The following is a 12,972-nucleotide window of genomic DNA, read 5'->3' on the forward strand; positions in this document are numbered from 1 at the left end:
GAAAATATTTCGTTACAGCCCGTAGATTCGGTAAAAAACCCGGTTTCTTTGGTCTGAGTGCGTCCAGGACTGCTTTACTTCGCCGTCGCGATCGAATTCAATTTCGTCCAAAATTTCGTCGTTCATGCTTACATCTCCAATAAAGGCGAAAAATCATTAAAATCGTCTTCTTCCTCTGTCAAACCTTCTGAATCGCGTAAACTTTCCGGGTAAACTATGCCATTAATGCGCCGCAGGGGCTCCAGAAATGCACCGTAAAGTTCTTGATAAATTTCTCGAATCACTGGATCGGGATGCTTGACGCATTCTTCTAAAATAATTCGCATCTGAACTAGCATACTGTCCCGCCCGGAGTCAGGTTCATTTTTAGTAGATTTAATTGCCCAAGCTGCATCGACAAAGTAAACTTGTACGGGACATCCATTTCGCATCCCGCGCCCAATTGTTTGCAAAATCCCAACCATCTGATTTGCCGTAAACGGTTTAAATAAATCTTCACCCAAACGGCTAGCCATGAGAGGTTCGCGTAACAGCCGATTAGCCGTTTTCCAGAGTAGTTTTCGGGACTGTTTCCAAGTATTATAAATTGCTGGCAAGTCTTCGGATTCAGTAAAAACTCGACTGTCAAATTCTTGGGTAGCTTTTCCGGCTAGACTGTACAAAAGTTGCGTATCGTCAGTCGTGGGGTGGGGACGGGTGAGGAAATAAATTGTACCAATGGCTGCATCGAGTTGCCTATCTCCTTTGGTGAAAACAATATTTACGCCTCTACCAATTGCCAACATCGGAAAAATGATAATATCGCAAGTTTCATCATCTCCTAAAGCCTCGCACTGAGCCGTGGTAACGAAATCAGTGGGTTGCTCTCCGTTTTTGAGAAAATTAACAACTGCTTTGGTTCTTTTGCCGATTTCTGGATGGTAATCGTTGATAAAATTCTTAACGTTCCGAGCTTGTTCATAGCTGTTAACAATTAAGGCAGCTTTGCGGTAAATACCATGTTGCACGTCAAAGTTGAGGATGGATTTGTAAATTTCAGATTTCTTGGTTCCTCCTTGCACCAGCGCGTCTACCATTTTTTTTAAATTACGATCTCGCAGTTCGCCTGCACCGCTATATCGGAGAGGTTCATCGCGCGATTCGCGATCTGGCAGCCATTTGAAGCGGTAAATGCTCTTTTTGGGAGCGTGTTCTGTTTGCCGCGGTTTCAGCAGATAATCCGGCCCAGAGTTAATGTGATAAGCAGGACTTGCTTCGAGAAATGAGGTAGCTGAAGTCATTAAAACTGCCGGCCCTGTCAGTTCGCCATCTGCCTCAAATAACTGATGAAAACGGTGCATTAACATCCGAGGCGCGCCCACAAAAATAATATAAGACAGTTCCACATTTCGGGCTTGAGAGCGAGTAGTTTGTGCCGATTCACAACTGTATTTCACGCCCGAAAAAGACCCCAAAATATTCTCAGGAATCAGTTGTCGCAGTTCCGGTGTTGCCGTTGATTCGACAATCGGTTCCCGAATCAGTCCTTCTGCTACCATTGTTCTAGTTTGCGGTACGATCCGCTGATAGCCTAAAATCACGAAAGTAACGCAAACAAGTAAGGTAATCGTATCCTGAGCTTCGCCTGATGCAGTGCCATCCTTAAAACACAAAGGCAAAAACAATTCGGCAATTTTTTTGACTATTTTATCGCGCCGTTCGATCAGATTCTCCGCTAAATAACGACGAAAATAAAGAATTTGAGTTTCCCATTGCTGTTTGAGCGTGTCGGCGTTTATTCCCAGCCTTTGAGCGCACAGATCCATGTTTAGCCGATCGTGCGGTTCAATGCCCGTGCGATCGTAAAAAGCATGGTAAGCAGCCGTTTCCCAGAATTCTTTCAAGGCTCGACTTTTGCTAAATCCCTGTTTGACTTCATCTTCGTCAAGGCGATCGCGTTTAGAAGTTTTCTCAAAGCCATCCAACAAATCGCTGACTATTCTCAGAACGGTTAATAACTGATTCTCATAGCGTTTGCCGACTGGCGATGAGGGCATATTTTGAACGGCAGTAATTAACGATGTGTTGTGATTGCCAAATTCTGCTAGATCGCGGCTATAAAGTTCTACATCTCGATCGAACAATCGATAATTTTCGCCGCGAGCAAAACGATTGTGAATTTGTTCTTGAATGACTAAATGGATAGAATCTGCCGCACCTGAAAGTTTTAAAGTTGCCGCACCGTAAGCATCCAGAGTTGATTGCACCATATCTGCTTCGTCAAAAACTACGACATCAAATGTCCGGGCAATTAATTCAAAATAACGAATGCGATCGCGAATGGCATGGGGTGGTACTTCAGTATCCATTGAGAGAACGTGGCCGACCCAAATATCGGCATCTAGCAAATCGCGGGGTGCTTTGTGGCGGCCGCACATCGTCCAAACCGGACAAAGATACTTTTTCATTTGCCCTTTTTTGCCACCGCTTTGTAAAATTTCCTTGCAGGGTGCATAACCAAATCCCCACATCGAAGTATCAGCAGTAGAAAACGCAGGTAAGACGCAATTTAAGCCAAAAACTTCTGCCTGTTCCAAACTATAGGCAAAGCCGCCATTTCCCCCTGATGCTGCGATCGCCTCGGCAATATTGTTAGCGTGTCGGCGACGAGTTCCATCGCTTTGACCGACTAGCATTCCCACTTTAATTTCGTGAAATGCTAGTTCTGCCATGTACTGTCTGGCAACTTCAATAGAGGGAAACACAAACATCGCTTTATAACCGCGTTTTCCCAACCATACAGCTATCAATACGAGCAAAGTTGTTTTGCCCGATCCAGGCAGTCCAATTAAGTGCTTGATGCCTTCTAATTCGATGACTGTTTCTTCCCGCAAACCCTGACCAATTTCTGGCACTTTAATTGCAAAATGTTCAAACCGTTGTACCCAGCTACCCCGTCTTTTTTCAGGGTGATTTGCTTCGCGTTCATCCATCTCAACTGCTAACTCGTACAGTTCCGCAAGGGGAATGCGGATTTTTGCTTTCGGCAGGCGATCGAGGGAATGGGTGCGGCGCGGCGCAAGTGGGGCTGCGATCGGCCCAATTGGCACTCTCGCGGCTGTTGTTTCTTCACCTAAAGCAACGGCCATTTGCTGGCGGGGATCGGCAAAGGTGGCGCTGTAAAATTGGTGTGCCAAAGGCTGGCCCAGAATTTGACGTGCTTGGGCAATTAAAGGGTCTTCTAGGGGGTCTGTGCGTTGAAAGTGAAGTGTTTCTAAGTTAATTTTATAGGTTCCTTGAGTTTTGTTGCGGTAGTGGCGATCGTTATAAATAGCAACGGCGTGTTTCACTGACTGTTCTGTCACGTAAGCCAGCGACATCAGGCGCATATTGAAAATGGCTTGGCGGGCTTTTGTCAACGCGGGTGCATTGATGATACTCGCCATTCCCGATATCGTTAAAGGGGCATATTCTAGGGAATTAGTCTCAATAAATTCTGCCATCAAGACACACAGCCAGCAAATGCGATCTATTCCCGTCCAGAAATCTGGTTTAATTCTCATATTTGATTTTCTTTAACAACTGTATGACTTGTGAAACAGACAGAATTTCGAGAGTAGCAGGATCGCCTTTTTTATCGATCGCTGACTGGAAAGTAGAGAGGTAATCGGGCCGCTCCTCAATTAATTGGTCGCTGACGGCAATGATGCGGCGGCGGTAGTGAATCAGCCCTCCGATGCCAGTGCGGTTGAGGCGCAAAGCAAGGGAGACAGGACTGGTGTATGACTTAGCATCAATACCAATATTGCGACCGTTAATTGCTACATCGCATAGGTCTGATTCTGGGTAAAGTTCGGCATCTAGTCCGTTTTTTATGGCAGCCTTAAAAATTGCTAATTCGTCGATCGCCGGCCCAGTCCAATAGGTTAAAATTTGCGGTTGGGCAATCAGCAATCGGTCTTGGTTTGGGTCTAATTTCTCCGAAACTTTTGCTGTTGAGGAGTTGTGACCGAGGCATTGGCGAATCGGACATCGCCCATCGGGAAAAAGTTCTTTATTGGGATAGGGGCGCATCAGCGTACCGCAATACGCGCAGCGATGAGCGTGTCCGTCAATTAACCAGACATCCGGCACGCTATCAAAAAAGGTGTCAACAATCATTCCCTGTAAAGGGGTTAAATCGTTATCACGTAAATACTCTAAGAGTTGGTGTTCTCCGATGAGCGATCGGCGGCCAAATAGCGATCGCAAAGCCGTATAAGCTTTGTGCTGGCGGCGAATTCCCAATCGTTCAGTTGCGTCGCGCAACCGTTGGTACAGGCGGTGTTCGATGATATTATCTTCGCCAAAAGTGCCTTTACTGTTGGCAATTACTGCACAATCTGGGGTTGGCACTCGCAAGTCTGGATCGATGAGAATTACTTGACCAGAGTCAAAATCGGCGTGACAAAAAATATCTAATTCCCACTTATTGAGGGGATATCTAGCACGTTCCAAAACCGTATGCACGCAAGCGGCGCGATCGCTTTGTCCGGATTCGATATACAGCCTGCCCAACTTGCACATAGCCCGATAAAGTTCCGATGGCATACTATCATCGTCTTGGCGAACGATGTCTCGATTGAGAATTCTTGTGTATTGTCGCAGAATTCCCTGGGCCAGCAATATAACAGTATCTTCAGCCAGATCGATCGTGCTGGCGTGTCCTGTGGGTAATGGCAATGTCGTTGTTTGCATTTGTGGCAACCAGGTTGGGTCTTGACGATCAGCCTCGGCAAGAATTTGTTGCTCCAATGTTGCGTCGGGGAATGAGGGTAAAACTTGCGCGATCGCGGCCAGTGTCCAGCCTTTCTTGAGCAAAAGTGCTGTTGCCAGTCCTTCTAAAATCTGCCGAAACCGAAATTCTTGACCTTTCGGCTGTGACAGGAGTTGCTTGGATCTCCACGATCGCACAGTTCGTAAGGCTGGTGGTTCCACAGATAGCCCAAGCTGCTCAATCCGTCGTTTTAGTTCTTTTGTCAGAAACTCAGCAGTTCCCTCCCACTGGCGATCGTCTTCAAAGTACATAGATGTATAAAACCAACCACTTTACATCGTATACTGATTACAGTAAACGATGTAAATAAAGGATGTCAATAGAGGCTACTCAAAATACTCGTGGCTCAAGGTAGTCATTTACCTGTGAATATCTTGCGGGATAAAGCTTTCAGTCTAATTAGAGTCAGGTAAAAACTTAGCTGAGTCCACCCTTGGATCGCAAAATCTTGCTCCCATTGCCAGTCAGTCGGTTAACCTATGGCAAATTTTCTACCTCTGGCCCAACTGCCCACCGTTTTTGGTGAATTCAACTATAATTCAAAATACACTTGAGTCCAGCCCGCACCTTCCCCGGAATATTCTAACTGTGTTTACCACCGCACCTGCTCCGAACTTTACTCAAACCCGACTGCCCCACGACTTGTTTGCAGCCATTAACGCCCTCAAACAAGAGTTAAACGCCGTCATTCTCGCCCACTATTACCAAGACTCCGAGATTCAAGACATCGCAGACTTCATTGGCGACTCCCTAGAACTTGCCCGCAAAGCCGCCAACACCAGCGCCGATGTCATAGTTTTTGCCGGAGTTCATTTCATGGCTGAAACCGCAAAAATTCTCAATCCCGACAAATTAGTATTGTTGCCCGACTTAAATGCTGGGTGTTCCCTCGCCGACAGTTGCCCTCCCGAAGCCTTTGCAGCTTTCAAAGCCGATCGACCAGGACATTTAGTAATTTCCTACATTAATTGTACCGCCGCAATTAAGGCAATGAGCGATATAATTTGCACCAGTTCTAACGCGGTTAAAATTGTCAACCAAATTCCCGAAAATCAGCCGATAATTTTTGGGCCCGATCGCAATCTCGGCCGCTACGTCATGGAACAAACCGGCAGAAACATGGAAATCTGGCAAGGAGCCTGCATCGTCCACGAAAACTTCTCAGAAAAAAAGATAGTTCAACTCAAAATCGAAAATCCCGAAGCCGAAATAATTGCCCACCCAGAATGCGAACCTCCCGTGCTGCGCCACGCCAATTACATCGGCTCCACCACCGCTTTGCTCAAATATTCTCAAGCCAGTTCCAGCCAAGCTTTTATTGTCGCGACTGAACCGGGAATCATTCACCAAATGCAAAAGCAAGCTCCGCACAAACGCTTCATCCCCGCTCCTCCCAACAATAATAGTTGTGCTTGCAACGAATGCCCGCACATGAGATTAAATACCTTGGAAAAATTGTATCTAGCTATGAAAAATCAAACCCCTGAAATTACCATGCCCCTAGATATTCAACTAGCAGCTTTGCAGCCGATCCAACGAATGCTAGAAATGAGCTAACGGTTGACAGTTGACAGTTGTCAGTTGACAGTTGACAGTATTTTAGGATGGGTTGAATCCACGGATTAAATTAGTAATCATGGACGCGAAAAAACCGGTTTCTCCGAAAAATTGCGGATGCTCGCCACAGAAACCGGGTTTTTAGCCCCGCGTGCGTCCAGCACTGCATTAGGTCATTTCTTTAAAAATTATGGACAATCGATGATTTTAGAAAAACTGATTGTTTTCACCCGCTATCCCGAACCGGGAACAACCAAAACTCGACTAATTCCGGTGCTGGGAAAAACAGGCGCTGCCAACCTTCACCGCTTGATGGCCCAACGGACGATCGCCTGCGCGCTCTCTCTCCAAAAATTCCGCCAATTATCGGTAGAAATTCACCGAACCGGCGGCAGCCAACAACTGATGCAAGAGTGGTTGGGAACTGATATTATTTGTCAAAATCAAATAGACGGCGATTTGGGCGCAAGAATGACAGCAGCTTTTCAAAACTCTTTTAATTCAGGGGTGGATAAAACTGCAATTATCGGCACTGATTGTCCGGGTTTGAAAGCAGAAATCATGGCACAAGCTTTTGAGGAATTGAGTCAGCACGATTTAGTTTTGGGCCCGGCAAAAGACGGAGGTTATTATCTGATCGGGCTGCGGCGATCGATACCGGAATTGTTCGGTGGCATTCACTGGGGAACCAGTCAAGTATTGGCTTGTACGCGGGCGATCGCCCAAAAGCTCGATCTCAATATTGCTTATCTTCCCACTCTTGCAGATATCGATCGACCAGAAGATCTCCTCGGTTTAGATATTAATATGTTGAAATAACTAAACTCTATTTAACAGTTCTAAGTTATTAGAAATTGTCATATATAATTTGAGAAAAATACTTGATTGTGAAACCAGAACGTCATAATATAGTAATTGTATTTGTCTAACCAAATGCTGAATCTCAGTAGCAGTTAGACAGCGCTTGGGACAATAGTCCCAGGCGCGAGAAAAAGCAAAAAATTACCAACAAAATTAGCAACAAACAGCTCCGCTTTGTACAAAACCCGCCCCGCCAGATGAAAGCCCAATGTAGGCGCGGGCCAGGTGTAAAAAATGAGCAACTAATAGCTTTGTTTTTTACCAAACTCTCACGTTAAGGCAAAATGTAGGGGCGAGCCCGGGGTCAGAAATGGGCAAAATCAGCTTTGTACAAAACCCGCTCTCTCTCACGGGCTGCTTAATTCTGTATGTTGTCGCCAGAAAATCCCAATCTCAAAATTTCCCTGATCGTTCCAGTCTTAAACGAAGCACCTACAATTGCCTCAGTCATCTCCACCGCCCTTGAGGCCAAAAATGTCGAAATAATTGTCGCCGACGGCGGCAGCAGCGACGGTACTACAGATATAGCAAAATCTTTGGGCGTCCGAGTTATCTGCACCGCCCCAGGCCGCGCCACCCAAATGAATGCAGGTGCCACCGCAGCTACTGGAGAGATCCTGCTGTTTCTCCACGCAGACACTCTTTTGCCTCGCGGGTACGACTCTTGCGCGCGTCGGGTACTAGCTAACCCGTCGGCAGTAGCGGGGGCCTTTGAACTCAAGATTGACGCCCGCAGGCTCAGCCTCCGGCTGGTAGAAACAGGGGTAAACTGGCGATCGAACTTTCTGCAAATGCCCTACGGCGATCAAGCCATTTTCCTCAACGCAGTTACCTTTGACAAAATCGGCGGTTTTCCAGACTTGCCCCTGATGGAAGACTTTGAATTCGTGCGGCGGTTGAAAAAACAAGGCCGCATTGAAATAGTACCCCAGCCAGTGCTGACATCCGCCCGTCGCTGGCAGCAGCTTGGGGTGATCAAAACTACCGCGATTAATCAAATAGTAATTATCGCTTATTTCCTGGGAGTGTCGCCCGATCGACTCGCTTTCTGGTATAAGAGGCAAAAGAAAAATTCTTCCAAAAACTAAAGAATAGTGAACTTTTCTAAAGCTCGCTGCCAATTATGCAAATAGGAAACACGTCCCTGCGTAAAATATGACTTGAACGCCTCAACTTTTACGCACAGCGAGGAAAAAGAGAATATGGCCGATCCCAGAGATGCAGAGCTGATTAAACCCTTTAACGGCGACCCCTTCACGGGTCATCTCGCAACTCCCATCAGTGCTTCTGATTTCACAAAAGCATTCATTGGGAACTTGCCCGTCTACCGCAAAGGACTCTCGCCCCTAATTCGAGGCCTAGAAATTGGTTTGGCACACGGTTATTTCCTCGTCGGTCCCGAAATCGTCTTCGGACCCCTGCGGGATTATCCAGAAGCAGCTAATCTCGGAGGATTATATACAGCCCTCGTCTTAGTTCTGCTTGGCACACTAGGTATGTCTGCTTACGGTTTAGTCTCTTTCAAACAAGACAACACCAGCTACCCTAGCGCTAATCCCATGACCCCTGATGCCCTCAGAAATGCTGAAGGGTGGAGCCAGTTTACCGGTGGTTTCTTCATTGGTGGAATGGGTGGTGTCTTTGTTGCCTACTTCTTACTCGAAAACTTTAACGGCGTTGATGCCATTTTCCGGGGTTTAGTCAACAATTAGACTCGACTCCCAAATATCCCTGTTGGAACACACTAACTTTAGTTTGGAGAATTTGATATGACAGGTTCCTACGCTGCCTCTTTCTTGCCTTGGATTTTGATTCCCCTAATTACCTGGGTGATGCCGGTTGTGGTAATGGGTTTGTTGTTTATCTACATTGAAAGCGACGCCTGATCCTTACCCCTAAAGTAAGACCTAAGTGGGAAAGCCCAAGTAAGACGATGGACGAACAATTGCTCTGAAATTTCTAGATAAATCTAGGGAAAATCAGCAAAAATTGTTTTGAGATTGCTGGCGATCAGAAAACTTAGTTTCTTTACCCCCATCCCCAGACTTTATCTGTGGAGCAATCTTTCAGTTTTCTTCCTTCAAAACTCGTAATTGCAAAAAAATCCTCTGCCTGCAGGTAGAGGATTTTTTTGCAAAGAAGACAAATCATCCGATCGGGGAACACAAATTGCCAAATTCTGAGCCACAATTGTTATGGAAACCTACTAATGAGGAGACAGCGATGCAATTTTCCCCCGCACGCAGAATTTTAGCTCCATTCCTGATCTCGGTACTGCTGTTAGTGACCGCCTGCGGTCAAACCCAAACCGAATCACGCTGGGACAAAGCTCAGCAGGAAAGCACCCAAAAACCTGGTAAAGCACAGCAGACAACTGCTGATAAATCAAGTGCTAGTAATCAAAACCTGCCCAAGAAGGCAGTTGCAGGCGGTAAGTTAAATAAATACTTCCCGTCTTCTGGCGGTGGATTCGATCGCGTTTTTGCTCAAGAAAAATCCGGTTTTGCTGAAGCTAAGTTGAACAAAGACGGTAAAAATGTCGCGGTGCTCTCGATTAACGACATCGCCGGCAACCCCAACGCCGGTGCAAAATTCCAACAAAGTACCAAGCAAATTGCCGGCTATCCCGCCATTAATCAGGGTGCTAATATCACCGCTGTTTTAGTAGCAAATCGCTATCAGGTGAAAGTTCAATCCCGCAATCCCTCTTTTACCGCCAGCGATCGCGAAGCTTGGCTGTCAAAATTTAACCTCGGCGGCCTCGCCCGCGTCAAGTAGCAATGTCTCTTGTCAAACTCCGCGCCAGACTTGAGTCGGGCGCTATCAAAACTAAATTTGCCACAAAGAGAGTTTGAAGTTTTTGCCATCTGCCAAAAGTAATACCTTTGATTTTCGTTCCAGCATAAGGAGTTTTTTGTGAGCAAAACAGTCTTTGAATTAGTCGATCAACTGCCTCAAGACAACATGACTGTCAAAGCCCTGCGAGCGCTTGACTTTGTGGTTCCCGGTGAGTGGAACAATTTAGTTGGCTTTGAAAATACCATTCGCACCGTTACTGGCGAAACAGACGAAGAACTGATCCAGCAAATTGGCGAGCGCGCCATCTACCTGTACAACGATAAATCTGAGGGCTACCAGCGCGCTCTCTGGCTCTACCAAACGATCGACAGTGCCGACAAGGCTTTGGGCACTGCCGCCCTCGCTAACAAAGTCTCCCAAAATGTGCCGTTTTTGTCCATGCTCGGCAATCTCACTCCCAAGCCGGAAAAAGCTCAAACGATCGACCTTTCTCTGAAGTTAGTCACTGAGTTGCTCGCTTTTTGCCAAATCAACGGCATTCCCGGCGACAGCATCGGCGATTTTGCCGCATCCTTGGGTGACTACGGCGGCGAATCCCTGATGCGGATGGCTGCTTTGGTTTGTTTCGATGGTTTGATTCCTCTGGGCCCAGACTTTATCATGGCAACTCAGTCTTGGATTCAGAGGCTCTCCCCGAACGATTTGCAAGATAATTCGGCCTTTAAGTCGATCGGCGGCATGATTCCAGGGGGCTCTCCCGCAGGCCAGTTGGGCTTTATCGGCGAAAGCTTTAACTCGGTTTCTGGCTGGATGAGCTCTTTTGTGAGCGATCGAGGTTTGACTCCCCAAAACGTACTCGGCCACTTGCAGAATTTTGTAGATATTTCAGCAGACAAGGTGGACTACGTGGGCGCATTCCTCGACATGACTACCAACTACTACGAACACACCGGTGTTCAAACTCTCGCCCGCCGTTTGATTGAACGAGCTGTCGCTGAGATTTAGAATAACCAAAGGAGTTGTGATGTTTGCTGGCGATCGCCCTGTGAGAGTGTTTTCAGTTCAAATTTTTTTGACTAGCCATTCTCTCAGGTTGGTTTTCGATAAAATGTGTGCCATCAAGAAAGTCGAGCGCCCGCTTGCTCAACTCCCAACTCCTTACCCAATCACTTTTACCAGGAAGCGTTAATGTCAGAAGAACCGAAAAATCCTACCGCTGGCGAATCGGAAACTCCCAGTGCGTCGATCGATCACGCCCCGAGTTCCGACACAGCCGAGACAAGCGACTTTCCCAGCACTGACAAGCCTCAGCCGGCTGCTAAAAAGCCCGCAGCCAAGGCCGAAGGCGACAAGCCCCCAGCTAAAGCTAAAAAGGAAAAAGCACCTGCTGTTGAAGACAAGCCCTTTGCGGAATTTATTCAACAAGATTATTTGCCCGCTTTGCAAACTGCTTTGACTAAGCAGGGCGTTAAGGATTTAGAGGTGAGTTTTACCAAGCAAAAATTTCCCGTTTTTGGGATGAGTTCCGCCGGGGATTGCTGGCAGGTAATTGGTAAATTCCAAGAAGGAGAGCGCCAATTTAACCTGTATTTTCCTCAAGAAAATATTCAAAGTCAAAGAGCCTTTTCCTGCGCGGAAAATAAGACCAAAACCAGCACTTTAGAGCCTTTTTTGATAGATGAGCGCAAGGTAACACTAGACCTCATGGTGTTTGGCGTCGTCCAGCGGCTTAACGCTCAAAAATGGCTAAATCTTAATTAACCTGAGTTCGGGATAAGAAGAGGGGGGGACAATAACTTACTCAAAGTCAACCCCTACTCTCCTTCTTAAGGCAGGGCTGTTTCATTCTCACCAAAAACATGAATTTTGACTCTTGTAGTGCCAAGAATGCCTACCCCCGACCTAGAGGATTTGATCGGCAGATCAGACCAAGAGGGCCGGCACGGGGAGTAGGGGTAGCACGGCCCCTACCGAGAATGAAACTGTCCTGCTTCTTAAGGGGGATTTAGGGGGATCTGGACTCAGGTAAAAACGAGATTTATCACAGGCTTTCAGGCGATTGTTGACACCAACGGGATCTTGGAGTATCCCTATGGGGAAGCTCACGATAGGCTGGTGTACTTCATAAATGTGGAATCTCCTGTAAATGGAAAGCAATAGCCAGAGAACTCAGAAAATCAGGTCATCTTCTCAATCAGTGGCGGCATCAATCCTGTGGGATGAAACTGAAGATAAAAATACAATTTTTTGGGAAGAATGGCAGGCGCATCAAGATTATCTTTCCCATTGCTGTTTCAAGTGGATGAACTCAAACCCACTCGATGCCGAAGAAGTATTGAGTCAGGCAATGCTTAAAGCCTGGACAGAATGGCAAAACTATGGAATTCAAATTAAATGTCCTAAAGCTTGGTTAACTCAACTTCTCTATAACTTCTGCATAGATTTCCATCGAAAACGAAAACGAGAAACATTAATAATTGAAAACATAGACGAGATTAAACTTGAAGATTATCCCGCACTTTATTCTAACTTAGGATTTACTGAACCTAATATTATGAACCTAGAATGGGAGGCATATATCCACCACAAAATTGACTCCTTGCCTCCCAGAATCCGCGATACTTTTGTCTTATACCACTACCAAAATAAATCTTATCAAGATATTGCCAAGCTATTTCTATGCTCTGAAGAAAACGTCCGCAAATGCGTGAGCAAAGCCTGCCTAATTCTGCGAAGGCATTTAACCAAATATCTGGCCGGTGAAGATGATACTCCTCTAAATTCTTCCTCGCCCGCCTTAAAGTTGGTAATTCCTTTGCCAGAAAAGTCTCAACCCCAATGCAATTGGGAATCACTAATTCCCCCAAAAAGCCAGGATGAAGAAATTAGCTATCAAGTCACCGTACTATGTCTGGAAACTTTACCAAGAAATTGGGTCTAAAGCCCCGTCCTTATAGGAC

The 12,972-nt window shown here is 46.3% G+C and carries 11 protein-coding genes; 9 read left to right on the plus strand and 2 right to left on the minus strand.

The annotated features are described in order from the left end of the window. Positions 1 to 128 precede the first annotated feature (128 nt). Both QT990_RS18785 and QT990_RS18790 read right to left on the minus strand, forming a co-directional pair. Complete coding sequence (locus QT990_RS18785) at positions 129 to 3,542, minus strand: pPIWI_RE_Z domain-containing protein (RefSeq protein WP_333142652.1); 3,414 nt, start codon at positions 3,540 to 3,542, stop codon at positions 129 to 131. Next, the gene (locus QT990_RS18790; RefSeq protein WP_333142653.1) at positions 3,532 to 5,046 is read right to left on the minus strand and encodes a restriction endonuclease-related protein; all 1,515 of its coding nucleotides are present in this window, start codon (positions 5,044 to 5,046) and stop codon (positions 3,532 to 3,534) included. Before QT990_RS18790 ends, QT990_RS18785 begins: the two co-directional genes overlap by 11 nt. Positions 5,047 to 5,383: 337 nt before the next feature. Here QT990_RS18790 and nadA point away from each other — a divergent pair, with 337 nt between their 5' ends. From nadA to QT990_RS18835, 9 genes are all read left to right on the plus strand, one after another. Next, entirely contained in the window at positions 5,384 to 6,352 is a 969-nt protein-coding gene (gene nadA, locus QT990_RS18795; RefSeq protein WP_333142654.1) for a quinolinate synthase NadA, read from the plus strand. 201 nt (positions 6,353 to 6,553) lie between these two features. Beyond that, a complete protein-coding gene (locus QT990_RS18800; RefSeq protein WP_333307749.1) occupies positions 6,554 to 7,171 on the plus strand; it encodes a TIGR04282 family arsenosugar biosynthesis glycosyltransferase in 618 nt (205 codons plus the stop codon). 410 nt (positions 7,172 to 7,581) lie between these two features. Beyond that, complete coding sequence (locus QT990_RS18805; RefSeq protein WP_445305443.1) at positions 7,582 to 8,301, plus strand: TIGR04283 family arsenosugar biosynthesis glycosyltransferase; 720 nt, start codon at positions 7,582 to 7,584, stop codon at positions 8,299 to 8,301. Between the two features lie 114 nt (positions 8,302 to 8,415). Continuing rightward, the gene (locus QT990_RS18810; protein ID WP_333081456.1) at positions 8,416 to 8,925 is read left to right on the plus strand and encodes a photosystem I reaction center protein subunit XI; all 510 of its coding nucleotides are present in this window, start codon (positions 8,416 to 8,418) and stop codon (positions 8,923 to 8,925) included. Positions 8,926 to 8,982: 57 nt separating this feature from the next. Beyond that, a complete protein-coding gene (locus tag QT990_RS18815) occupies positions 8,983 to 9,099 on the plus strand; it encodes a photosystem I reaction center subunit VIII (RefSeq protein ID WP_333042098.1) in 117 nt (38 codons plus the stop codon). 337 nt (positions 9,100 to 9,436) lie between these two features. Then, on the plus strand, positions 9,437 to 9,991 hold the full coding sequence (locus tag QT990_RS18820) for a hypothetical protein (protein WP_333465617.1): 555 nt from the start codon (positions 9,437 to 9,439) through the stop codon (positions 9,989 to 9,991). 138 nt (positions 9,992 to 10,129) lie between these two features. Continuing rightward, positions 10,130 to 11,017 carry a hypothetical protein gene (locus QT990_RS18825; RefSeq protein ID WP_333142657.1) on the plus strand — a complete coding sequence of 296 codons (888 nt, stop codon included), beginning with the start codon at positions 10,130 to 10,132 and terminating at the stop codon, positions 11,015 to 11,017. Positions 11,018 to 11,200: 183 nt separating this feature from the next. Further along, positions 11,201 to 11,773: a DUF2996 domain-containing protein gene (locus tag QT990_RS18830; RefSeq protein WP_333142658.1), complete on the plus strand. Its 573-nt coding sequence runs from the start codon at positions 11,201 to 11,203 to the stop codon at positions 11,771 to 11,773. Between the two features lie 385 nt (positions 11,774 to 12,158). After that, positions 12,159 to 12,953: an RNA polymerase sigma factor gene (locus QT990_RS18835; protein WP_333465618.1), complete on the plus strand. Its 795-nt coding sequence runs from the start codon at positions 12,159 to 12,161 to the stop codon at positions 12,951 to 12,953. Positions 12,954 to 12,972: the final 19 nt, after the last annotated feature.

The sequence above is a fragment of the Microcoleus sp. T3_B1 genome (assembly GCF_036700445.1).
Taxonomy (GTDB): domain Bacteria; phylum Cyanobacteriota; class Cyanobacteriia; order Cyanobacteriales; family Microcoleaceae; genus Microcoleus.